The organism is Streptomyces sp. NPDC056734 (genome assembly GCF_042790455.1).
GTDB lineage: Bacteria > Actinomycetota > Actinomycetes > Streptomycetales > Streptomycetaceae > Streptomyces.
This window is the reverse complement of record NZ_JBHTZD010000008.1, coordinates 160,155-184,037: the sequence shown is the minus strand read 5'-3', so window position 1 is coordinate 184,037 and position 23,883 is coordinate 160,155. Positions and strand designations below refer to the sequence as shown.

Genomic DNA, 23,883 nt, shown 5'->3' with positions numbered 1-23,883 from the left:
TTCAGCGCTCACCCTTCGGGTTCGACGGGGTGAGGTATGCCTCCAGGCCGTGCCGGCCGCCCTCGCGGCCGAAGCCCGACTCCTTGTAGCCGCCGAACGGCGACGTCGGGTCGAACTTGTTGAAGGTGTTGGACCAGATCACGCCCGCGCGGAGCTTGCTCGCGACCGCGAGGATGCGTGAGCCCTTCTCCGTCCAGATGCCCGCGGACAGGCCGTACTGCGTGTTGTTCGCCTTGGCCACGGCCTCGTCCGGGGTGCGGAAGGAGAGGACCGACAGCACCGGGCCGAAGATCTCGTCGCGGGCGATGGTGTGGGCCTGCGTGACGTTCGTGAAGAGGGTTGGGGCGAACCAGTAGCCGGAGGAGGGGAGGTCGCAGGGGGCCGTCCAGCGGGTCGCGCCCTCCGTCTCGCCGGTCTTCGCGAGGGCGGTGATACGGGCCAGCTGCTCGGCGGAGTTGATCGCGCCGATGTCCGTGTTCTTGTCCAGGGGGTCGCCCAGGCGCAGGGTGGACAGGCGGCGCTTGAGGGAGTCGAGGAGTTCCTCCTGGATCGACTCCTGGACCAGGAGGCGGCTGCCCGCGCAGCAGACCTGGCCCTGGTTGAAGAAGATGCCGGTGACGATGCCCTCGACGGCCTGGTCGATCGGGGCGTCGTCGAAGACGATGTTGGCGCCCTTGCCGCCCAGTTCGAGGGTGAGTTTCTTGTCCGTGCCCGCGAGCGTGCGGGCGATCTCCTTGCCGACGGCCGTGGAGCCGGTGAAGGCCACCTTGTTCACGTCCGGGTGGGCCACCAGGGCGGCGCCCGCGTCGCCGTACCCGGGCAGGATGTTGACGACGCCCTTCGGGAGGCCCGCCTGGCGGCAGATGTCCGCGAAGAAGAGGGCCGACAGGGGGGTCGTCTCGGCGGGCTTCAGCACGACCGTGTTGCCGGTCGCGAGCGCCGGGGCGATCTTCCACGCCAGCATCAGGAGGGGGAAGTTCCAGGGGATGACCTGGCCCGCCACGCCCAGGGGGAGGGGGCTGGGGCCGAAGCCCGCGTGGTCCAGTTTGTCCGCCCAGCCCGCGTAGTAGAAGAAGTGCGCGGCCACCAGGGGGAGGTCCGCGTCCCTGGTCTCCCTGATGGGCTTGCCGTTGTCCAGGGTCTCCAGGACCGCCAGCTCACGGCTGCGCTCCTGGATGATCCGGGCGATCCGGAACAGGTACTTCCCGCGCTCCGCGCCGGGCAGCGCCGACCACTTCTCGAACGCCTTGCGGGCCGCCCGCACCGCGCGGTCCACGTCCTCGGGACCGGCCTGGGCGATCTCGGAGAGCACTTCCTCCGTGCTGGGACTGACCGTCTTGAAGACCTTGCCGTCCGCCGCGTCCGTGAACTCGCCGTCGATGAACAGGCCGTAGGAAGGGGCGATGTCGGCGATCGTCCGGGACTCGGGTGCCGGTGCGTACTCGAATACGGAAGCCATGATGATCAGTCCACCGTCACGTAGTCGGGGCCGGAGTAGCGGCCGGTGGCCAGCTTCTGGCGCTGCATCAGCAGGTCGTTGAGGAGCGAGGAGGCGCCGAAGCGGAACCAGTGGCTGTCCAGCCAGTCCGGGCCCGCCGTCTCATTGACCAGCACCAGGAACTTGATCGCGTCCTTGGTGGTACGGATGCCTCCGGCCGGTTTCACGCCCACCTGCACGCCGGTCTGCTCGCGGAAGTCGCGGACCGCCTCCAGCATGAGCAGGGTGTTGGCGGGGGTGGCGTTGACCGCGACCTTGCCGGTGGAGGTCTTGATGAAGTCCGCTCCGGCCAGCATGCCGAGCCAGCTCGCGCGGCGGATGTTGTCGTACGTCGACAGCTCGCCGGTCTCGAAGATGACCTTGAGGCGGGCCGCGCCGGACGCCTCCTTCACGGCGGTGATCTCCTCGTACACCTTCAGATAGTGGCCCGCGAGGAAGGCGCCGCGGTCGATGACCATGTCGATCTCGTCGGCACCGGCCGCGACCGCCTCGCGCACGTCCGCGAGCTTCACGGAGAGCGCGGCGCGTCCGGCCGGGAAGGCGGTGGCCACGGAGGCGACCTTGACGCCGGAGCCGGCGACGGCCTCCTTGGCGATGGCTGCCATGTCGGGGTAGACGCAGACGGCGGCCGTGGCCGGGGCCGTACGGTCGGTGGGGTCGGGGTGGACCGCCTTGGCGCCGAGGGACCGGACCTTGCCGGGAGTGTCGGCGCCTTCCAGTGTCGTCAGGTCGACCATCGAGATCGCGAGGTCGATGGCGTACGCCTTGGCGGTCGTCTTGATCGAGCGGGTCCCGAGCGAGGCGGCACGCGCCTCCAGGCCGACCGCGTCGACGCCGGGGAGGCCGTGCAGGAAGCGGCGCAGTGCGCTGTTCGAGGCCGCCACGTCCGTGAGTGTGGGTACCGAGGTGGGCATGGTCACCAGACGAGCATATCTACGCGCGTAGCGGCTGTACACCCCGGTGTGGGGCTCTTGTGGGGTGGGTGGGGTGGGGTGGGTTTGTGGGTGCGGGTCGTGTGTGGCTTGTTGCGCAGTTCCCCGCGCCCCTGAGGGGGTGGGTGGGGCTGTGGGGCTGTGGGTGCGGGTTGTGTGTGGTTGAGCGCGCAGTTCCCCGCGCCCCTTTTGGGCGTGGGTGGGGGCGGTGTTGGGCAGTGGGGCAGAATCTGTCGTATGACCTCAGGCAACGACCGTATCTACCGTTCCCCCATGGCCCTGGTGGGCGGGACTCTGGTGCTCGGGCTCTCGGTGTGGCTCGGTGTCGATGCGATCGTCAATGGTGAGGGGCGGACCCGGTGGCTGGCTCTTGCCGTGCTGCTGATCCTGGTGCCGGTCGTCACCGCGTTCACCCTGCGCCCCGCGGTGTACGCGGGCGAGGACCGGCTGCGGGTGCGCAATCCGCTCCGCGTGATCGTGCTGCCCTGGGGCGAGGTCGCCTCGCTGCGGTCCGGGTACACCAATGAGGTCATCGCCAACTCCGGCACGAAGTTCCAGCTGTGGGCGATCCCGGTGTCGTTGCGCGGGCGCAAGCGGGCCGCCCGGCGTGAGGACCGGCGCCGGGCCGAGCGGGAGGCGGCGGCCAGCGGCAGGAAGGTGCGCGGCGGGCTGTTCGGTGCCGGGCTCGGTGGCTATGGCGGGGCCGACGCGGACGACGGTTCCGGGCTGGCCGAGGGTGACCGGATCATGGCCGAGCTGCGGCAGATCCTGGAGTCCCGGGAGAAGGCCGCGTCCGCGCAGGGTGAGGTCGGCGTGCGGTGGGCCTATGAGATCGCCGGGCCGGTGGTGGTGGGTGTGGTGCTGCTCGCTGTGGTGCTGGCCGTGGGGTGATGTGGGTGGGGTGATGTGGGTGGTGGTGACCGGGGGTGTGGGCTGGTTGGCTGTGGCCGGCCGGAGGGTGCTCATGGCACCGAACCGCCCGTCCCCCGGCGAGGCGACTCGGTGCCGTGGTCGTTTCTCGGGGTTCGTCAGCGGACGTCTACGTAGTCTCCCTCCGACACCGTCCCCGCCGCTGTGTCCGTTCCTGCGTACGACCAGCGGTAGGTGCCGTCCTGGACAGCGCGGACCGTGGTGGACAGGGTGCCGTCGGCCCCGGTCTGGACGGTCTGCACGGTCTTGAAGTCCCCGCGGCCCGCCTTGCGGAACTGGAGCTTCACCGGCTCCCCGGCCGCCGCGCCCGCCTGCGTGCCGGTCGCCCAGTCGGCGTGGTGCACGGCGCCCGTGACCGTCAGCGTGCGGCCCCACCGGACCGGCTCCGGCGTGGCGTCCACCGTCGCCTCACTGGCACGCAGCACCGAGAAGGCGGCGGCGGTGTCCCGGAACACGGCGTCGCTGTCGGGGGCGATCGCGAAGGCGCTCACCTGCCAGGTGCCGGCCTGCGAGGCGTCGGCCGGGGCGGTGCCCGGGGTCAGGGTGAAGGTCAGTGTGCAGGTGGTCGTCGTGGCGGCCGTCGGACCGCAGGCGGCGTCCGAGGCCACGGTGGCGACGGGGGACTCGGCCGAGCCGCGGTACAGGGTGGCGTTGATCTGCTCCAGGCCGGATGGGTCGGTCGCGGTGACCTCGACGGAGACGGTTCTCGCGCTCGTACCCACGACGACGGGCTGACCACCGTTGACGGTCACGCCGGTGATCTCGGTGTCGCCGAACTGCTCGTCCGCGTGCGCGGCCGGAACGGCGAGGGCGGACAGGGCGACGACGCCGCAGACGGCGGCGACAGTGGAGCTGATGCGCATGCGAATTCCCCAATGTGAATGCACAACGGCCCGGCACCAATCCCCCGGCGGGCCGAATTGACGTGGGCAGCGTACTCATTCCGTGGAGATTCCGGAATGTTTTCGTGTGGGTGGTGAGGGGGTGGTGAGGGGGTGGGCTGGGGGTGGGCTGGGGGTGGGTTGTGGATTTCTTGGTGGTGGAATTCGTGTCGAATATCTGGTGGATTGAATCGGTGGAAAACCTAAGGGGAAATTCGGTCCGAATTTCAGCGGACCAGGCGCCCACCTACGCGTACTGCCGCCGCTCGGCCCGGGGGCAACGGGCCTTGTGCGGCGCCCGCATGAACAAGGGGCAACTTTCGCGTGAAGCATGCCGGATGCGGTTACCGAGGGCGATCGCATATCACTCTCGCCTCACTAGCCTGCGTGTGCCGCACGACCGTCGGCCCGGCACTTACTCGTGCAGCTTCCTGACGTCGGGAACAGTCAGGAACAGCCGGGAAACAGGGGAACTCAGGGGTGGGGATGGATGGCGGGAAGAAAGGGCGGCGCTGCTGTGCCCGGCACGCGCTGTCACATAGACATCGGGGCGGACGGAACGTATGCCTGGCGGCTCACGGCGACGAACGGGCGGGTGATCGCCGTCACGGCGAGGACCTACCGCGACTACGCCGAGTGCCGTGCGGCGTTCGAGCGGCTGTGTCTGGACGTCGCGGATTTACCCGGGGCGGTGCATCACACCTCGGAGGGCAGCGGCTGGGTCTGGCGGCTGCGTGATCCGGTGGGCGGTGCGCTGGCCGTGTCCTCCCGCGCCTACGAACGGCACTCGACCTGTCAGGCCGCCTACGAGCGCTTCCGGGCGCTGCTCGGCGAACTGGGCGCGAGCGGGCCCATTCCCTGGGACGACGTCGGGTAGGTAGGTAGTAGGTAGTAGGTAGATAGGTGGTGGGTTGGAGCGGGAGACAGTAGCGGGGGAGTGAGGGGTCGGGGGTCGCCCACCGGGGGCGGGCTTCGGCCCCTCGTGTGTTTCGGGGGCGGGTCCTCGCCCGCTCCGCGGCTGCCCCGCACGCCGTCCGCATGCGCCGCGTTCACGTCAACACCCGAAGTTGCCCCTCGGAGTGGTCCAGTTCACTTTTAGGTGCGCAGGTGTCCATCCCGCCTCAGGAGCGTCGGCACATGTGACGACGCGAATGGATGAGCGACCGGTGGCGCGGGCGGACGAACCGCCCAGACGTCTGTACGTCGACCCCGGTGTGCCCGACCGGGTGTTCCGGGGGGTGCTGCGCGGCGCGGGCACCACGGTGCTCGCGATCATGCTGCTCGTCGGCGGGTTTCTGACCTACCGGGCCTGGCAGGCGCTGGAGGTGGCCCGCTGGGACTTCGTCACCACCGAGGCGTGGGAGCCGGAGGGCCACCACTTCGGTATCGCCGCCGTGATGGTCGGCACCATTCTGATCGCGCTCGTCGCCATCGCCTTCGCGGTACCGCTGGCGCTCGGCACGGCGCTGTACATCTCCGAGTACGCGCCCGCCCGGATCAAGCAGACCCTGATCAGTGTCGTGGATCTGATGGCGGCCGTGCCGTCCGTGGTCTACGGGCTGTGGGGGCTGTTCTTCTTCCAGGGGCATGTGGTCACCGTGTCGCGGTGGATCTCGACGTATCTGGGCTGGATCCCGGTCTTCAAGGTCGACGGGACCGACCCGGACGATCCGCTGGCCACCGCGACCGTGTACACCTCGTCCACCTTCATCGCGGGCATGGTCGTCTCCCTGATGGTCGCGCCGATCATCTGCTCGGTGATGCGGGAGGTGTTCTCGCAGGCGCCGGTCGGTGAGCGCGAGGGCGCCTACGCGCTCGGCGCCCACCGCTGGGGGATGATCCGCAGCGTCGTCCTGCCGTTCGGCAAGGGCGGCATGATCGGCGGCACCATGCTGGGCCTGGGCCGGGCGCTCGGCGAGACCATCGCCGTCTATCTGATCATCTCGCCGGTCTTCGAGATCCAGCCGCACATCCTCCAGAACGGCACCAACTCGGTGTCCGCGCTGATCGCCCTGCGCTACGGCGAGGCCACCGAGTTCGGCATGTCCGCGCTGATGGCGGCCGGCCTCGCGCTCTTCCTGATGACCCTCGTCGTCAACTTCGCCGCGTCGTCGATCGTCGCCCGCAGCCGCTCCGGCGCGTCGAGCGACTCCTGAGGAGACCGAGCCAGATGACCCTCACCACGCCACAGAGCCCACCGGGCGGCGGTTCCCCGCAGGAGCCGGCCGGCCGGGCCCCGGCCGCCGCCACCGTGCTGCCCGCCCGCCGCGCCGGGGGCGGGCCCGTGCGCGCGGAGTCGCGCCGCGATCTGGCCGTCCTGCGCGCCACCGACATCTACGCGCTGCTCGGCGCGGGCGCCGCCGCGCTGTGCGTCACCTGGCTGCTGTTCGACCGGCTGCTGCCCTTCAACGGGGCGCTGGGCTTCATCGCCGTCGCGTATGTGCTCTTCATCGGCCTGTACGCGCTGCTGGTCTCCTTCGACGAGGACGGGCCCGCGGTACGTGACCGGGTGGCCGCCGCCGTCGTACAGAGTCTGGGCGTCCTGATGCTGGCCGCGCTCGCCTTCGTGGTCGTCTACACGCTCTACGAGGGCCGTGAGGCGCTGCCGCATCTGAACTTCTACACCGAATCGATGGCCGCCGCGGGTCCGCTGGAGCCGCTCGGGGTCGGCGGCATCCTGCACGCGATCGTCGGCACGCTGTGGCAGATCGGCATTGCGCTGGTGATCTGCATCCCGGCCGGGCTGGTGTGCGCGGTGTTCCTGAACGAGATCCCGGGCCGGTTCAGCCGGTTCGTGCGGACCATCGTCGAGGCGATGACCGCGCTGCCGTCCATCGTGGCCGGGCTGTTCGTCTACGCGACCTTCATCCTGGCGCTCGGCTTCGACCGCTCCGGGCTCGCCGCCGCGCTCGCCATCTCCGTGATGATGCTGCCGATCATCATCCGCGCGGCGGACGTGGTGATCCGGCTGGTGCCCGGCACCCTGCGGGAGGCGTCGTACGCGCTGGGCACCTCGCGCTGGCGCACGGTCTGGCACGTGGTGCTGCCCACCTCGCGCTCCGGGCTGACCACGGCCGTCATCCTCGGCACCGCGCGCGGGGTGGGCGAGACCTCGCCGGTGCTGCTGACCGCCGGGTACACCGCCGAGCTGAACACCAATCCGCTCAAGGACCCGATGGTGTCGCTGCCGCTCGCCGCGTTCGAGCTGGTCAAGTCGCCCGAGGCGAGCTATATCGCCCGCGGGTTCGGCACGGCGGCCGTGCTGCTGCTGCTGGTCCTGATCCTGTTCGTGCTCGCCCGCTTCTTCGGCGGGCGCGGCCCCGGCCGGCTGACCCGCCGTCAGGAGCACCGCCGGGTGCGGGCCTCCCGGCGCGACGCCCAGCGCTTCGACCGGCAGGCCCGCGACCGCGCCACCGCCCACGCCACCGCCCACGCCAAGGCACCCTCCGTACCGCCGTTGCCCGGCGGCACCGCACCGATGAGGAGCACCCCGTGATGTCCCCGACCGTCCGACATCCACGCGCGTTGCGTGTGTACCAGGCGCTGGCGCTGTTCACCGCCCTGCTGTGCGCGCTGCCGGCGCTGAACCCGCCCGACGCCCACGCCGCGACGTACACCAAGATCAGCGGCTCGGGATCGACCTGGAGCGCCAACGCCATCGAGCAGTGGCGGCGCAACGTCGGCCAGCAGGGCATGACGGTGAACTACTCGGCGGTCGGCTCGACCATCGGCCGCAACCAGTTCCGGGACGGCACCTCCGACTTCGGGGTCTCCGAGATCCCCTACGGCCTCACCGACCTCGGCAACACCGACCCGGCGCCGTCCCGCGAGTTCGCGTACATGCCGATCGTGGCCGGTGGTACGGCGTTCATGTACAACCTGAAGATCGGCGGGAAGACCGTCACCAACCTGCGGCTGTCCGGCGAGGTCCTCACCAAGATCTTCACCGGCAAGATCACCATGTGGAACTCCCCGGAGATCAAGGCCGACAATCCCGGCCTGACCCTCCCGGCCCGCAAGGTCGTCCCGGTCGTCCGCTCCGACGGCTCGGGTACGACCGCCCAGTTCACGCAGTGGATGTCCAAGCAGCACGGTTCGCTGTGGAACGACTACTGCGGGCGGGCCGGGAAGGCCACGCCGTGCGGACTGACCTCGTACTTCCCGAACATCCCCGGCTCCGGCTTCGTCTCCCAGTCCACCTCGCTCGGCGTCGCGGGCTACACCCGCCAGCCGCAGGCCGAGGGCGCGATCACCTACGTCGAGTACTCCTACGCGCGTAACGCCGGTTTCCCGGTGGCCAAGCTGCTCAACGAGTCCGGGTACTACGTCGAGCCGACCGCGTCCAGTGTGGCGGTGGCGCTCACCAAGGCCGAGATCAACAACGATCCGCGCTCGGCGGACTATCTGACCCAGGACCTCGACAGCGTCTACACCTTCGGCGACCGGCGGACCTACCCGCTCTCCAGCTACAGCTACATGATCATCCCGACCGAGGAGGAGATGGGCTTCACCGAGGCCAAGGGCCGCACGCTGAGCGCCTTCACCCACTACTTCCTGTGCGAGGGCCAGCAACAGGCGGACCAGCTCGGCTATTCGCCGCTGCCGAAGAACCTGGTGGAAGCCGGGATGGAACAGACCCGCAAGATCCCGGGCGCCGAGACCGCGGCCGTCGACATCGACGAGTGCAACAACCCGACGTTCGCCGGCGGCAGGAACACGCTGATCGAGGACGCGCCCTACCCGCCCGCCTGTGACAAGCAGGGCAGCGAGCAGTGCGCGACCGGGACGGGCGGGGCCACGGAGCCGACGAACACGTCGTCCGGCGGCACGACGACCGGCGGCGGCTCCAGCACCGGCGGTGCGGCCACCTCGACCGGCGGCTCCGCCGCGACGGGCGGTACGTCCGCGACCGGCGGGGACTCCGGCACCGGTGACTCGGGCGGTACGACGGGAGACGCCGACGGCGGTACGGCGGGCGCGAGCGGCGGCACGGACGGGAGCACCGACGGCACGGTCGTCGACCCAGACACCGGCGAGGTGGTCAGCGGCGAGCAGGCGGCCGGGGACAGTTCGGTGGTGGCGTCGCCGGTGTCGCTGGGCACGGGGGACTCCCCGGGGCTGCGTACGGCGCTGATGGCGCTGTCCGCCGTACTGCTGGTCGGCGTGGTCGTCGGACCGCCCGCGGTGGCCCGTGCGATGGCGGGCCGGGCCCGGCGCAAGGGGCGGTCGTGATGAGGGGCGGGACGGAACGGATGGACACTGCGGGCGGGGCGGGTGCGGCGGGCACCGCGGGCAGCGTCGGCATGGCAGGTACCGCAGGCATGGCGGGTTCGGCGGGCGCAGCGGGCATGGCGGGCATGGCGGGCGTGGCGGGTATGGCTGGCACGGCTGGCACGGCTGGCACGGCGGATTCGGCAGGCACCGCGGGCGTGGCGGGCGTGGCGGGTGCGGCAGGCACCGTCGGTATGGCAGGCGCCGCAGGCACGGCGGGTTCGGCAGGCGCCGCAGGCGCGGCGGGCATGCCTGGCCTTTCGGCGTGGCGCCGGCCGCGGCTGCCGGTCGCGGTGGGGCTGCTGATCGCGGCGGTGGTCGTCGCGTTGCTGCCGCTGCCTCCGGCGGGATCGGCGGCGGTGGCGGCGGAGACGTCCTCGGCGGTGACGAAGTCGGGGGCGAAGGGGGAGTACGACGACTTCTCCGAGCTGAAGGTGACGGTGGACCAGACGCAGGGGCTGCGCTCGCAGGGCGTGCGGGTCAGCTGGGAGGGCGGGGCGCCGACCCAGTCGATCAGCTCCTTCGGGTTCAACTACCTCCAGATCATGCAGTGCTGGGGCGACGAGGCGGACGGGCCGTCGCGGGAGCAGTGTGTGTACGGGAGCGGGGCCGCGCCGCTCGGCGGCTGGACCAGCACCCGGTCGGTCGCCAGCACCGGCCCGAGCGGTGACCCCGCCGAGACCCAGTACACCGGCGCCTCGAACTTCGTGCCGTTCCGCCCGGCCAACGGCGAGGAGCCGACGACGAAGGCGGACGACTACACGTACTACGGGCCGCTGGACACCAACGAGCAGCCGGCCAACCGGACCTTCGCGGGCGGCACCGGCGAAGCGGTGTTCGAGGTGCAGGACGGCGTCCAGGCCGACTATCTGGGCTGCGGCGTGAACACGGCGCCGGAGGGCAGCACGCCCACACCGCGCAAGTGCTGGCTGGTGGTCGTGCCGCGCGGGAACCACCATCCGGACGGCGCCGAGATCACCGGTCAGGGCACGCTCGTCACCTCGCCGCTGTCCGCCACCAACTGGGCCCAGCGGATCGTCTTCCCCCTGGACTTCCTCCAGGTCGACCAGTTCTGCCCGGCGGGGCAGGCCGAGCGGCCGACGATCGGATCCGAGCTGGTGACGGAAGCGGTCACCTCGTGGCAGCCCAAGCTGTGCACGTCCACGGACAGTACGTTCGGCTTCACCCTGGCCGGTGAGGAGCAGGCCAGGAACCAGGTGCTGAACACGACGGCCGAACTGCCGACGCTGGGCTTCACCGTCGATCCCGTGCAGCCGGCGGAGGGCGGCCCGGCCGTGGTGCACGCGCCCGTCGCGGTGTCAGCTCTGGCCTTCGCCTTCTTCGTCGAGGGACCGAACGGCGCGGCCACGGAAATGAAACTGACCCCGCGGCTCGTCGCCAAGATGCTCACCCACTCGTACCGCAACGACGTCGCGATGATGCCCACGCCGGAACACATCGAAGACAATCCGCTCGACTACACGGCCGACCCGGAATTCATGGAACTCAATCCGGATTTCCCGGACGTCGCCGGTTCACCGATGAGTCTTGTGGTGCCGATCGGGAACTCGGACACCAGCCGGGTGGTGTGGAACTGGCTCCAGGCGGACCAGGAGGCCCGTGAATTCCTCGCGGGCGAGCCGGACCCCAGCGGAATGAAGGTGAACCCCTATTTCCAGGAGCTGGAACTGGACCGGAACACCACCCTGAACGAATACCCCAAGGTGGATCCGACGACCGGGATCGCGCAGGGATTCGGCGGTGAGCTGCCGTACACCATCCTGGACATCGCGCCCTACTCGGCCGATCTGCACGACGGTGCCGTACGCGCGCGGCGCGGCAACAACAACCGGACCATCCAGTACGCGCAGGCCGACGGGATCAGTCCCGCCCGGCTGGTCAACGACCCGCCGTGGCCCGGCAACCGCGCGGTGATGGCGATCGTCGACGTGGCTTCCGCGGACCGCTACGGGCTGCCCGTGGCGAGCCTGCGCAACGCCGACGGCACCTTCGTCGACCCGTCCGAGAGCACCCTGCTGGCGGCGGTCGACACCATGCGGCCGTCGGCCGCCGACCCGGGTGTGCTCGCGCCGGACCCGGCACGTGCCGAGGGCCAGGCGTACCCGCTCACGGCGGTGGCCTACGCCGCGGCCTCCGTGGACCAGGACGCCGCGGCCCGCGCGGCGTACGCCGAGTTCATCAGGTACGCCGCGGGGCCGGGCCAGACGCCCGGACCGTCCGCGGGGGAACTGCCGGTCGGCTATGCCCCGCTGCCCGCGGACCTGCGCACCCGGGCGGCGACCGCCGCCGACGACCTGGAGCGCGGAGCCGTCTCCGACGACCCCTCGGGCACCGCGGACCCGGACGACCCCGCTGACCCGGGTGCGGGCCTCGCCGGTGGCACGGGAGCGGACTCCGCCGGTGCCAGCGGCGACGGAGCGGCCGCGGCGGCGGGCGGCGCGGCCGGTGGTGGCGCCACGGACGACCCGTCGGCCGCCGCTTCGGCCGCGGCCGGTGCATCGGCCTCGCCCTCCCCGGGGCCGCAGCAGAATGTGGCCGACGCGCAGGGCGGATTCACTCCCGGCGAGATTCTGGGGATTATCCGCTGGGTTCTTCTCGTCGTTCTCATTCTCGGCGGATCCGCCGCGCTTTCGGGTCCGGTAATGCTGCGTCTCGCCCATCGCCGGAGTCCATAGGAGACACCTAGGAAGCCTCCCCGTAACCTTTCCCTCGCTGGGAATTGGTGGCCGCCGCAGCGGAATCTTGGAAATGTATGCGGTGGCCGGTCGACGGGTCGGCAGCAGGAAAATCCGGATTCAGCTTGAACGTCCAGTCTTCTTGAACGTCCAGTCTTCCTTCTTGAACGTCCGGTCTTCGAAATCCGAAACAGGGAGATCAGAAGTGAACGTCAAGTCTCGCGCCAAGGTCGGTGCCGCGGTGCTCGGCGCCGCCGCCATCGGTGTCGGTGTCCTGTCCACCCCGGCGTCCGCGGACTACCCCACCCCGCCCTTCCGTCCGCTGGCCGGGGTCGGCTCCGACACCACGCAGTACGCGCTCAACGGCCTTGGCGACGTCGTGCTCGACACCAGCGGCAACAAGCTCATCGGCTCCTGGAACGCCACCGGCACCACCACGATCACGCCGAAGGACGGCACCGTCGCCGCCACCGCCCACTGCGCGGGCATCAACCGTCCCAATGGTTCCTCGGCCGGCATCGACAGACTCATCCTCGATGTCAACAACACGGCCCAGGCCGACTGTGTGGACTTCGCCCGCTCCTCGCGCGGCCCCTCCACCGCGGGCACGAACCTGACCTTCATCCCGTTCGGCAAGGACGCGGTGACCTACGCGACGGACCTCGGCAGCACCCTGCCGACCAACCTGACCGCCGCGCAGCTCCAGTCCATCTACCGCAACTGCACCTTCGTGGACGCGGGTGTCACCAAGACTGTGTCGAAGGCGCTGCTGCCGCAGGCCGGTTCGGGCACCCGTACCTACTGGCTCTCCTCCATCGGCGTCACCGAGGCGGAGATCACCACCGCCAAGGCGGCCGGCTGCGTGGACGACAGCGTGCAGGAGCACGACGGCATCGCCATCGCCAACGGCACGCAGATCATGCCGTACTCGGTCGCCCAGTGGCTCGCCCAGGGCAAGGGCTTCTCGGACGTCCCGAACCGCCGCGGCGAGTCCCGGCTGCGCTCCATCGCGGGCGTGGCCCCGACCACGGGCACCGGTACGGCGATCGCGCTGAACCCGAACTTCACCTTCGCCCGTGACGTGTACAACGTCGTCCCGACCGCGAAGCTCACCGACCCGTCCATCGTGCGCGCGTTCGTCGGCGCGTCCTCCCAGGTCTGCCTGAACCTCGCCACCACCAAGAACTACGGCTTCGGCGACCTGAGCGCCGACTCCGCCCCGTCCAACTGCGGTGACACCACCACCACCGGCAACCGGTAGGCGGTGCGCGTCATCCGACCCCTCGCGTGACGGCCGGGCACCCACCAGGTGCCCGGCCCCACGCGCTGTGCCCGTTCCCGTCCCTGCCACTACAACGTCCCCCGGGGGGCTCCACACATGTCAGTGCTCCAACCCTTCCGAAGAGCAGCCGCGATCCTGGCCGCCTGCGTCGTGCTCGCCGCGGGCGTGGTGGCCCTGGTCGCGTCCCAGTCCCAGCCCGCCCGGGCGGCGTCGATCGGCGAGTTCACCCTGGCGTCCGGCGGCAACCTGGACGACCCCGAGCCGATCGGCACGACCCTCGGGATTCCGGCCGCCTGCCCCGAGGTCACCATCGAGGACATCAACTGGAACAGCTACCTCAACGTCTACGTCGTCAAGGCGGACGGCGTCGAGGAGACGGTCCTCAAGGCCGTCGGCAACGGCGGGCCGTACACCGGCGCGACGCCGGCGATCTCCCTCACCGCCGCGGACAATCCCGGCCTGGAGGCCAGGAGCCTCGCCGACATCATCTCCGGCGACGGCACCTACGAGCTGCGGGTCTACTGCGTCGACAACTACGACCTGGCCAAGCCGCCCGAGGAGATCGTGCCGGGCAGCCCGTACTGGTCCCAGCAGATCACCGTCACCGGTGACACCTGGGTGCAGGGCGAGGGCGCGGAGGCCACCACCACCGGGCTGGCCGTGGACACCGGCAATGTCGAGCCCGGCCAGACGGTGAGGCTGACCGCGAGCGTCACCCCGGCCGAGGCCGTCGGCAGTGTGACCTTCCTGGACGGCGGGACCTCGCTCGGCCAGGCAGCCGTGATGGACGGAAAGGCCGAGTTCACCACGCCCGCGCTGGCGGCGGGGGAGCACGACCTCACCGCCCGCTTCGTCCCGACGAGCACCGCCGAGTGGGGCGCCTCCGAGTCCGAGCCGGTCCGGCTGACCGTCCAGCCGGTCGGGGCGGAACTCCAGAACGCCCAGGGCGAGCGGCTGCCGGGCAACCCGCGGCTGGAGCGCGGCCAGGAGGTCAAGCTGGTCGTCCGCCGCTGCGAGCCGGGCGCGACCCTCTCCCTGACCCTGGACCGCAACGACGCGGAGTTCCCCGACGCCACCGCCGACGCCGACGGCACCGCGACCTGGGCGACGCTCACGGTCCCCGAGGACGCGGTCGCCGGGAACAACGCCCTGATCTGGAGCCCGGCGTGCGGCGACGGCAACGGACAGCTCCCCTTCACCCTCGACGAGCCCTCCGGCACCCCTACCCCCACCGACGACCCGTCCGGTGACCCCACCGACGACCCGTCGGACGATCCCTCCGACGACCCGTCAGGCGATCCGACCGACGACCCGTCGGGTGACCCGACCGACGACCCGTCCGGCGACACCTCCGGTACGACGACCGGCTCCACCGGCGGCGACACCACCACGGGCGGCACCACCGGCTCCACGGGCGGCGGACTCGCCTCCACCGGCTCCCAGTTCGCACTGCTCTCCGGGATCGGCGCCATCGTCCTGGTCGCGGCCGGCATCTTCGCGGTGCGCTTCGGCCGCCGCAACGGACTGCTGAACTTCGGCGGGCCGCGCGCCTGACGGCCCCGCGCCTGACGGCCCCGCGCCCGAGGGCATCGCGCCCGACGGCACCCGGTGCACGGGCGGCGGGCCCCCACCCCGCCGCCCGTGCACCCGTATCTCCGCTCGTATCGCCGCGTACATCTCCGCCTCATACGACCCCGTACCCATCGCCACCACCTCACAGGAGCGCTCCCCGTGACCGTGCTGTCCCCGCCCCCGCCGGCCGTGGCGCCGCCGGCCCCGGTGCCCCCGCCCGAGCCCGCGCCCGACACCGGGCCGCCGCCCGCTGAACGCGCCGGGTTCGCGTTCGCCGGAGCCGCCCTGTGCCTGCTCGCCGCCCTGCTGCTCGGCTTCGCCGCCAACCTCACGCTCGTCGGCCACCTCCAGCACACCCGCGACCAGCAGACGGCGTACGACGAGTTCCGCCGCCAGCTCGCCCTCGGCATCGCCCCCGTGGGGCAGCAGACGTACGAAGGCGACCTGCTGGCACCCGGCGCCCCGGTGGCCCTGCTGCGCATTCCCGTGCTCGGCCTGGAGGAGATCGTCGCGGAGGGCACCACCTCCGGCGTACTGATGTCGGGCCCCGGCCACCGCCGGGACACCCCGCTGCCGGGACAGCCCGGGACCAGCGTGCTCATGGGCCGCCAGTGGGGATACGGCAGCCCGTTCAACGATCTGCACCGGCTGCCGCCCGGCACCGAGATCCGGGTGACGACGGGACAGGGCACGGCGACCTACGAGGTGACGGCCCTGCGCCGGGAGGGCGACCCGCTGCCGCCCGCGCTCAAGGAGGGCGAGGGACGGCTCACCCTCATCACCGCCGAGGGCGGCCCCTACACCCCCTCCGGCACCCTCCGCGTCGACGCCGAACTGACCAGCGACGTCCAGCCCGCGCCGCCGCGCCCGCTGGCGTCCGGCTGGATCGACGACGCCGAGCAGGCCATGGGCACCGAGAACGCCGCCTGGCTGCCGGTCTTCCTGTGGTCGCAGGGGCTGCTGATCGCCGCCCTGCTCACCATGGCCGCCCATCGCGCCTGGGGCCGCTGGCAGACCTGGGTCGCCGGGGTGCCCGTCCTGGCCGCGTTCGGCCTCGCCGTCTCCGGCGCCGCCACCCGCCTGCTGCCCAACCTGCTCTGAACCACGAGGAGTCCAGCCCATGTCCGACACGACCGGCACGACTGGCACGACTGGCACGACTGGCACGACCGGCACGAGTGCCACGACTGGCACCACCGGCACGACCGGCACGAGTGCCACGCCGGGCCCGGCCACGACGAGCGCCACATCCGCCCCGACGGGGACCGGCGCGACGGCCGAGACCACCCTCGTCGACGAGATCCTCGACCCGACGCGGAGACTGGCGGCCGTACGGCCCCGCGAGGCGGGCGCGGCGACGGCCCGGAGCGACCCCGCCACGCTGGAGGCCGACGCGATCTCGGCGTGGTTCGGCAACCACAAGGTCCTGGAGCAGGTGTCGCTGACCATGCCCGCCCGTGAGGTGACGGCGCTGATCGGCCCGTCCGGCTGCGGCAAGTCCACCTTCCTGCGGATCCTCAACCGCATGCACGAACTCGTCGGCTCGGCGGCCCTCTCCGGCCGCGTCCTGCTGGACGGCGACGACATCTACGACCGGGGCCGCCGCATCACCCACGCCCGCCGGAACATCGGCATGGTCTTCCAGAAGCCCAACCCGTTCCCCGCCATGACGATCTACGACAACGTCACCGCCGGTCTCAAGCTCAGCGGCGTCAAGGCGGGCCGGGCGGACCGGGACTGGCTGGTCGAGGAGTGCCTGACCAAGGCCGGTCTGTGGAAAGAGGTCCGCGACCGGCTCAGGCAGCCCGGCGGCGCGCTCTCCGGCGGCCAGCAGCAGCGGCTGTGCATCGCCCGGTCCCTGGCGGTACGGCCCCGGGTGCTGCTGATGGACGAGCCCTGCTCGGCGCTCGACCCCACCTCGACGCGCCGCATCGAGGAGACCATCCACGAGCTGAAGTCCGAGGTGACCATCGTCATCGTCACCCACAACATGCAGCAGGCCGCCCGCGTCTCCGACCAGTGCGCGTTCTTCCTCGCCGAACAGGGCACCCCCGGCGTGATCGTGGAGCACGGCGGTACCGACGCGATGTTCCACAGCCCGCAGGACCCCAGAACGACGGACTACGTCAACGGCCGCTTCGGCTGAGCCCAGGACACCGGACCAGCGCGCCGCACCAACGCGTCGCACCACCCGACCTAGCCTCACCAGGAGGGCGCACCCTAGGTGTTCACCTCCTCTTCTCCCCTCGGAGTCGGCCAGGCGCCCCCGTGCCGGGGGGTGGCGCCTAGCGTCGGGTGGGGAGAGCGGGGCTGGTGAGCCGGACCCCGTGGCCACCACGTACGCCCGGATGTCAGGAGTGACCCCATGCCCCGTCCGCTGTCCGGACCCCTGCGCCGGGTGAGCGCGCGGCTGCGCACCCGGCGTGGCCTGCGCGCGGCCTGTGCCGCCACGGTCGCCACCGCCACCGCGGCCCTGCTCACCGCCGGTTCCCAGGCGCCGGGGGACGCCGGTGCCGTCCCGGCCGCGCGGGACGAGGGCGCGAGCGTGCCCGGCGGATTCTTACCGCCGGACGCCGAGCTGCCCCTCGTACCGTCCCAGGGCGATGACTCGTACCACATCGAACTCCCGCCCCTGAAGGACGTGGCGGCGCTGGAGCGGGCGGGGGACGAACCCGCCGCCACCGAGTCCCCCGGCCCCCCCGGGCCCACCACGCCAACCACGCTCACCGCCCTCTCCGGGGAACGCACCGCCGCCGAGGCCGGTTTGCCCGCCACCGTGTTCGACGCCTACCTGCGCGCGGAGACCTCCGTCGGCCGTACGGACCCGTCCTGCGGCCTGGACTGGGAACTGCTCGCCGCCATCGGCAAGGTCGAGTCCGGACACGCGAGCGGCGGCGCGGTGGACGCCGACGGCGACACCCTCACCCGGATCACCGGCCCCGCCCTCGACGGCAACGGCTTCGCGCTGATCCTGGACAGCGAGGGCGGGGCGTGGGACGGGGACGCGGTGTACGACCGGGCCGTCGGGCCGATGCAGTTCCTGCCGACCACCTGGAAGACCTGGGGCGCCGACGGCAACGGCGACGGCACGTCCGACCCGAACAACATCTACGACGCCGCCCTCGCCGCCGGTCACTACCTGTGCGCCGGTGACCGGGACCTGGGCACGGCGGACGGCCTGGAGCGGGCCATCCTCAGCTACAACTACTCCCGCGATTACCTCAACCTCGTGCTCGGCTGGCGGGACTTCTATCTGAGCGGCGTGCACACCGTGCCCGACGGCACCGCCGTCGTCCCGGCCAGCCCCGGCGCGGGCAGCGACACCCCGGCCACCCGGCCGGTCCCCGGCGGAGGCACGGGCGGCGACGCGGACACCGACGACGGCGGCGACGAAGACGCAGGCGACGACGGCGTACCCGCGCCGCCCCGCCCGGTGACCCCCTCGCCCGTCGACCCCACCCGGCCGCCCAGCACCCCCGCCCCGACGCCCAGCCCCACCGCGACGACCGCCGAACCGACCCCGACCCCGAGCCCGACGCCCACCGGGACGTCCCCGGCGCCCGAGCCCACCCCGTCGATCACCCCGGACCCCGAGCCGCCCACCGAGGACCCGGCCGATCCGGCCGATCCGGTCGAGCCGGTCGAAACCCCGGCCCCGACACCGACCCCCACCCCGACCGAGACCCCGGAGCCCACACCCACACCCACGGAAACCCCGACCCCGACCCCCACCGAGGAGCCGGAACCGGAGCCGGAGCCGGAGCCGACGACGACCGGCTGACGCTCGCGGGAACCGGGACCCGGCCCGTCAGATACCGGCCGCCGCCGCCAGATCCCGCTTGATCTCCGCCAGCCGCTCCGCCGCCCGCGCCCGCGCCTTGGGCAGTTCGGCGGGCGAGCCGACCGGCTCCACGACCTCCAGGTAGCACTTCAGCTTGGGCTCGGTGCCGCTCGGGCGGACGATCACCCGGGCGCCGTCCAGGGTGTAGCGCAGCCCGTCCGTCGGCGGCAGCCGGTCCGTGCCCTCGGCCAGATCCTCCGCCGCGACGATCGCCAGGCCCGCCAGCCGGGTCGGCGGCCGCTCGCGCAGGCGGCGCATCGCGTCGGCGATCACCGTCAGATCCCGCACCCGCACCGACAGCTGATCGGTGGCGTGCAGCCCGTGCGTCACGGCGAGGTCGTCCAGCAGGTCGGGCAGCCCGCGCCCCCGCTCCTTCAGCTCCGACGCCAGTTCGGCGATGAGCAGCGCGGCCGTGATGCCGTCCTTGTCGCGGACACCGTCGGGGTCCACGCAGTAGCCGAGGGCCTCCTCGTACCCGTAGCGCAGACCGTCGACGCGGGCGATCCACTTGAACCCGGTGAGGGTCTCCTCGTACGGCAGTCCCGCCTTCTCGGCGATCCGGCCCAGCAGGGAGGAGGAGACGATCGACTCGGCGAACGTGCCGCGCGCCCCGCGCCGCACCAGGTGCGCGGCGAGCAGTGCGCCCACCTCGTCGCCGCGCAGCATCCGCCAGCCGCCGTCGGCGTCGCCGTCGGGCACGGCCACCGCGCAGCGGTCGGCGTCCGGGTCGTTGGCGATCACCAGGTCCGGCGCGGCCTTCCGGGCCGTGGCGAAGGCCAGATCCATCGCCCCGGGCTCCTCCGGGTTGGGGAACGCCACGGTCGGGAACGCCGGGTCGGGCTCGGCCTGCTCGGCGACCAGCACCGGCGCGGGGAACCCGGCCCGCGCGAACGCCGCGAGCAGGGTTTCCGTACCGACCCCGTGCATCGCCGTGTAGACCGTCCGGGCGGTACGCGGGGACCCGGCCGCCAGCACCGCGTCCGTACGGGCGAGATACGCCGCCGGCACCGCGTCCCCGAGCACCTCCCACCCGTCCCGCGGGCGGGGTACGTCGGCCAGCGCGGCGACCGCGTCGATCTCGGCGGCGATGTCCGCGTCCGCCGGGGGCACGATCTGCGAGCCGTCGCCCAGGTACACCTTGTAGCCGTTGTCGCGGGGCGGGTTGTGGCTGGCGGTGACCTCCACGCCCGCGACCGCGCCCAGGTGCCGGACGGCGAAGGCGAGCACCGGGGTGGGCAGCGGGCGGGGCAGCACGGCGGCCCGGAGGCCCGCGCCGGTCATCACGGCGGCGGTGTCCCGCGCGAAGTCGGCCGACCGGTATCTGGCGTCGTACCCGACGACGACGAGCCCGCCCGCGTGCCCCTGCCGCTTCAGGTGGGCGGCGAGTCCGGCGGCGGCCCGGATCACCACCGCGCGGTTCATCCGCATCGGGCCCGCGCCCAGCTCACCGCGGAGACCGGCGGTGCCGAACTGGAGGGTGCCGGCGAACCGGTCGGCCAGCTCGGCGCGGTCCCCGGTCCCGATGAGCCGGGCCAGTTCCGCGCGGGTCTCGGGGTCGGGGTCCTCGGCCAGCCATGCCTCGGCACGTGCGAGGAGATCGTCGTGCACGATCGGTCAACCTCTCTTCGGCTGTTCTACGGCGGTTCTACGGCTGTTCTACGGCTGTTCTTCGGCTCTGCTTCTGCTCTGCTTCGGCTCGTCTTCGGCTCGTCTTCGACGGACGGTCCCGCGAAGTCGCGCTGTCGTTCCGCCGCTCAGATCCTGCCGAGGACCTGCGTCAGCAGCGAGCCCATCCGCGCCGCCGAGTCCCGGCCGGCCTGGAGGACCTCCTCGTGGTTCAGCGGCTCGCCGGTCATCCCGGCGGCGAGATTGGTCACCAGGGAGATGCCGAGCACCTCGGCGCCGGCCTCGCGGGCGGCGATCGCCTCCAGGACGGTCGACATGCCGACCAGGTCCGCGCCGATCACCCGGGCCATCCGGATCTCGGCCGGGGTCTCGTAGTGCGGGCCGGGGAACTGCGCGTACACGCCCTCCTCAAGGGTCGGGTCGATCTCCTTGCACAGGGCGCGCAGCCGCGGCGAGTAGAGGTCGGTGAGGTCGACGAAGTTGGCGCCGACGATGGGGGAGGTGGCGGTGAGGTTGATGTGGTCGCTGATCAGCACCGGCTGACCGGGACGCATACCCTCACGCAGTCCGCCGCAGCCGTTGGTCAGGACGACGGTCTTGCAGCCGGCGGCCACCGCGGTCCGTACGCCGTGCGCGACGGAGGCCACCCCGCGGCCCTCGTAGTAGTGGGTGCGGCCGAGGAAGACCAGGGCGCGCTTGTCACCGACCGCGTACGAGCGGACCGTGCCGCCGTGCCCGGCGACCGCGGGCGGCGGGAACCCGGGCAGCTCGGTGACCGGGAACTCGGCGTCGGCGGCGCCCAGGGCGTCCACGGCCGGCGCCCAGCCGGAGCCCATCACGAGAGCGACGTCGTGGGACTCGCCGCCGGTCAGTTCGCGCAGCCGCGCGGCGGCGGCGTCGGCGGCGGCGTACGGGTCGCCCTGGAGGTCGTCCGGAAGAAGAGATGCGTTCACGCGCATGAGGGTAGCCGGTCATGGCCTACGCGCGTAGATGACGGAGCGCACGGGACGCCGATCGTTGCCTTGTCGTTTCTTGGGAAGTCGCTGTGTGTGTGGGGGGACCGGCCGTGGACGGGCGCGGGTGGGTGGGGGCCGGTCGCGCAGTTCCCCGCGCCCCTGGGCCGGAGGTGGTGAGCGATGCTCTCAGGTGCCCTGTGCTGCTCAGCACGGCCGCTTGCGCAGTTCCATCACATAGTCGTGGGGGGCTCCCGCCGATTCCGCCGCGTCGGCCAGTTCGCCCAGGTAGCGGGCGGAGGGGAGGCCGCCCTCGTACGCGTTGAGGACGTACGTCCAGGCGGACTCCTCACCCTCAAGGGTGTGGGCGCGCACCCGGGTGCGGCGGTAGATGTCGAGGCCCGCGCCCTCCCAGCGGTCCAGGGCGTCCTCGTCCATCGGCGCCACGTCGTACAGCGCCACGAACACCTGGGCGAGGGGGTCCTCGACGATCGTCGCGATGGCGCCCTCCCAGCCGAGGTGCTCGCCGCCGAAGGTGAGCCGCCAGCCGTTCAGCCAGCCGGTGGCGCGCAGCGGCGAATGGGGGGCGCGGCGGGACATCAGCCGCGCTTCGAGGTTGCTGGCGTACGCGGCATAGAGCGACATGCGACGAGGGTACGACAGCCGGATCGGCCGTCCCTCCCGTCACAGCGGCCGCCGCCGTGGCGTCACCTTGGCGGCACTGCGGCCGTCACCGTGTGGCACTGCGGCCGTCACCGTTGCGGCACTGCGGCCGTCACCGTGTGTCCGGGGCCACCCGGGGCGATACCACCCTGAGGTGTGCGGGACAATGCGTACGTGACTCGGATCGTGATTATCGGCGGCGGACCCGGCGGATACGAAGCGGCACTGACCGCCGCGCAGCTCGGCGCGGAGGTGACCGTGGTCGACTGCGACGGCCTGGGCGGGGCGTCGGTGCTCACCGACTGCGTCCCGTCCAAGACGCTCATCGCCACGGCCGAGGTGATGACCACCTTCGACTCCTCCTACGAGGAGCTGGGGATCATCGTCGCGGACGACACCCCGCACATCGAGCAGGCCGCCCGGGTCGTGGGCGTGGACCTCGGCAAGGTCAACCGGCGCGTCAAGCGGCTCGCGCTCGCGCAGTCGCACGACATCACCGCCTCCGTCACCCGCGCGGGCGCCCGGGTGCTGCGCGGCCGGGGCCGCCTGGAGGGCATGCAGGCCCTCGACGGCTCCCGCAAGGTCGTGGTCCGCGCGGCCGACGGCAGCGAGGAGAGCCTCGACGCCGACGCCGTGCTCATCGCCACCGGCGGCCACCCGCGCGAGCTGCCCGACGCCCAGCCCGACGGCGAGCGCATCCTGAACTGGACCCAGGTCTACGACCTGACCGAGCTGCCCGAAGAGCTGATCGTGGTCGGCTCCGGCGTCACCGGCGCCGAGTTCGCGGGCGCCTACCAGGCGCTGGGCTCCGACGTCACCCTCGTCTCCTCCCGCGACCGGGTGCTGCCCGGCGAGGACCCGGACGCCGCCGCCGTCCTGGAGGACGTCTTCCGCCGCCGCGGCATGAACGTCATGGCCCGCTCCCGCGCCGCCTCCGCCAAGCGGGTCGGCGACCGGGTCGAGGTCGCCCTCGCCGACGGCCGGGTGATCAGCGGCAGCCACTGCCTGATGGCCGTCGGCGCCATCCCGAACTCCGCGGGCATGGGCCTGGAGGAGGCGGGCGTCAAGCTCACCGAGTCCGGTCACATCTGGACCGACAGGGTCTCCCGCACCACCGCGCCGGGCGTGTACGCCGCCGGGGACGTCACCGGCATCTTCGCCCTCGCCTCCGTCGCCGCCATGCAGGGCCGGATCGCCATGTACCACTTCCTCGGCGACGCGGTGACCCCGCTCAACCTCAAGGCCGTCTCCTCCAACGTCTTCACCGACCCGGAGATCGCCACCGTCGGCTACACCCAGGCCGACGTGGACTCCGGGGTCATCGAGGCCCGCGCGGTCAAACTGCCGCTGCTGCGCAACCCGCGCGCCAAGATGCAGGGCATCCGGGACGGCTTCGTCAAGATCTTCTGCCGCCCCGGCACCGAGATCGTGGTCGGCGGTGTGGTCGTCGCACCGCGCGCCTCGGAATTGATCCACCCCATCTCGATCGCCGTCGACAACAACCTGACGGTCGAACAGATCGCGAACGCGTTCACCGTGTATCCCTCCCTCTCGGGATCCATCGCCGAGGTGGCCCGGCAATTGCACACACGCAAAGCGACCGGCGAGGGCTGAGACCCGCTCCCGACTCCCCGCTGGTCACAGCGAGTTGCCGCCCGCGATGCCCGTGCACACGGCATAGGCATCAGGCGTAGGCTCCTATACCACTTCCAGTACTCGCGTACGAACAACTTCTGTT

Annotated in this window: 18 protein-coding genes; 12 read left to right on the top strand and 6 right to left on the bottom strand. The window is 71.9% G+C overall.

The features are described from left to right. Position 1 precedes the first annotated feature (1 nt). Positions 2-1,459, bottom strand: a complete 1,458-nt coding sequence (locus tag ACFRFC_RS14580) for an aldehyde dehydrogenase family protein (RefSeq protein ID WP_382680569.1) — start codon at positions 1,457-1,459, stop codon at positions 2-4. 5 nt (positions 1,460-1,464) lie between these two features. Next, the gene (gene deoC / locus ACFRFC_RS14575; RefSeq protein WP_382680570.1) at positions 1,465-2,418 is read right to left on the bottom strand and encodes a deoxyribose-phosphate aldolase; all 954 of its coding nucleotides are present in this window, start codon (positions 2,416-2,418) and stop codon (positions 1,465-1,467) included. A 249-nt stretch (positions 2,419-2,667) separates the two neighbouring features. Here deoC and ACFRFC_RS14570 point away from each other — a divergent pair, with 249 nt between their 5' ends. After that, positions 2,668-3,321: a PH domain-containing protein gene (locus ACFRFC_RS14570; RefSeq protein WP_382680571.1), complete on the top strand. Its 654-nt coding sequence runs from the start codon at positions 2,668-2,670 to the stop codon at positions 3,319-3,321. Between the two features lie 137 nt (positions 3,322-3,458). Here ACFRFC_RS14570 and ACFRFC_RS14565 read toward each other — a convergent pair whose 3' ends face one another. Then, positions 3,459-4,223: a DUF5707 domain-containing protein gene (locus tag ACFRFC_RS14565; RefSeq protein WP_382680572.1), complete on the bottom strand. Its 765-nt coding sequence runs from the start codon at positions 4,221-4,223 to the stop codon at positions 3,459-3,461. Between the two features lie 508 nt (positions 4,224-4,731). Between ACFRFC_RS14565 and ACFRFC_RS14560 the strand changes: the two genes are divergently transcribed. The 10 genes from ACFRFC_RS14560 to ACFRFC_RS14515 all read left to right on the top strand — a co-directional run bounded on the left by ACFRFC_RS14560 (position 4,732) and on the right by ACFRFC_RS14515 (position 18,843). After that, on the top strand, positions 4,732-5,118 hold the full coding sequence (locus ACFRFC_RS14560) for a hypothetical protein (RefSeq protein WP_382680573.1): 387 nt from the start codon (positions 4,732-4,734) through the stop codon (positions 5,116-5,118). Between the two features lie 262 nt (positions 5,119-5,380). Continuing rightward, positions 5,381-6,397: a phosphate ABC transporter permease subunit PstC gene (gene pstC, locus ACFRFC_RS14555; protein WP_382680574.1), complete on the top strand. Its 1,017-nt coding sequence runs from the start codon at positions 5,381-5,383 to the stop codon at positions 6,395-6,397. Between the two features lie 14 nt (positions 6,398-6,411). Then, positions 6,412-7,737, top strand: coding sequence for a phosphate ABC transporter permease PstA (gene pstA, locus ACFRFC_RS14550; protein ID WP_382680575.1), 1,326 nt, complete (start codon positions 6,412-6,414; stop codon positions 7,735-7,737). Then, entirely contained in the window at positions 7,737-9,473 is a 1,737-nt protein-coding gene (gene pstS, locus ACFRFC_RS14545; protein WP_382680576.1) for a phosphate ABC transporter substrate-binding protein PstS, read from the top strand. The genes pstA and pstS overlap by 1 nt, the downstream gene beginning before the upstream one ends. A gap of 287 nt (positions 9,474-9,760) precedes the next feature. After that, positions 9,761-12,208 (top strand): hypothetical protein, encoded by a 2,448-nt coding sequence (locus tag ACFRFC_RS14540; protein ID WP_382680577.1) that lies wholly within the window; start codon positions 9,761-9,763, stop codon positions 12,206-12,208. Between the two features lie 205 nt (positions 12,209-12,413). After that, positions 12,414-13,469, top strand: a complete 1,056-nt coding sequence (locus tag ACFRFC_RS14535; protein ID WP_382680578.1) for a hypothetical protein — start codon at positions 12,414-12,416, stop codon at positions 13,467-13,469. Positions 13,470-13,586: 117 nt separating this feature from the next. After that, positions 13,587-15,044 carry an Ig-like domain-containing protein gene (locus tag ACFRFC_RS14530; RefSeq protein ID WP_382680579.1) on the top strand — a complete coding sequence of 486 codons (1,458 nt, stop codon included), beginning with the start codon at positions 13,587-13,589 and terminating at the stop codon, positions 15,042-15,044. A 177-nt stretch (positions 15,045-15,221) separates the two neighbouring features. Then, the gene (locus ACFRFC_RS14525) at positions 15,222-16,163 is read left to right on the top strand and encodes a sortase (protein WP_382680580.1); all 942 of its coding nucleotides are present in this window, start codon (positions 15,222-15,224) and stop codon (positions 16,161-16,163) included. 280 nt (positions 16,164-16,443) lie between these two features. Further along, on the top strand, positions 16,444-17,208 hold the full coding sequence (locus tag ACFRFC_RS14520; protein ID WP_382680630.1) for a phosphate ABC transporter ATP-binding protein: 765 nt from the start codon (positions 16,444-16,446) through the stop codon (positions 17,206-17,208). A gap of 219 nt (positions 17,209-17,427) precedes the next feature. Continuing rightward, positions 17,428-18,843 carry a lytic transglycosylase domain-containing protein gene (locus ACFRFC_RS14515; RefSeq protein WP_382680581.1) on the top strand — a complete coding sequence of 472 codons (1,416 nt, stop codon included), beginning with the start codon at positions 17,428-17,430 and terminating at the stop codon, positions 18,841-18,843. Between the two features lie 27 nt (positions 18,844-18,870). Here the strand turns inward: ACFRFC_RS14515 and ACFRFC_RS14510 are convergent, their stop codons facing one another. From ACFRFC_RS14510 to ACFRFC_RS14500, 3 genes are all read right to left on the bottom strand, one after another. After that, entirely contained in the window at positions 18,871-20,511 is a 1,641-nt protein-coding gene (locus ACFRFC_RS14510) for a phospho-sugar mutase (protein ID WP_382680582.1), read from the bottom strand. 146 nt (positions 20,512-20,657) lie between these two features. Next, on the bottom strand, positions 20,658-21,482 hold the full coding sequence (locus tag ACFRFC_RS14505; RefSeq protein ID WP_382680583.1) for a purine-nucleoside phosphorylase: 825 nt from the start codon (positions 21,480-21,482) through the stop codon (positions 20,658-20,660). Positions 21,483-21,689: 207 nt separating this feature from the next. Beyond that, complete coding sequence (locus ACFRFC_RS14500) at positions 21,690-22,127, bottom strand: gamma-glutamylcyclotransferase (RefSeq protein ID WP_382680584.1); 438 nt, start codon at positions 22,125-22,127, stop codon at positions 21,690-21,692. Between the two features lie 192 nt (positions 22,128-22,319). Here ACFRFC_RS14500 and ACFRFC_RS14495 point away from each other — a divergent pair, with 192 nt between their 5' ends. Next, positions 22,320-23,759, top strand: a complete 1,440-nt coding sequence (locus ACFRFC_RS14495) for an NAD(P)H-quinone dehydrogenase (RefSeq protein ID WP_382680585.1) — start codon at positions 22,320-22,322, stop codon at positions 23,757-23,759. The last annotated feature ends 124 nt before the right edge of the window (positions 23,760-23,883 follow it).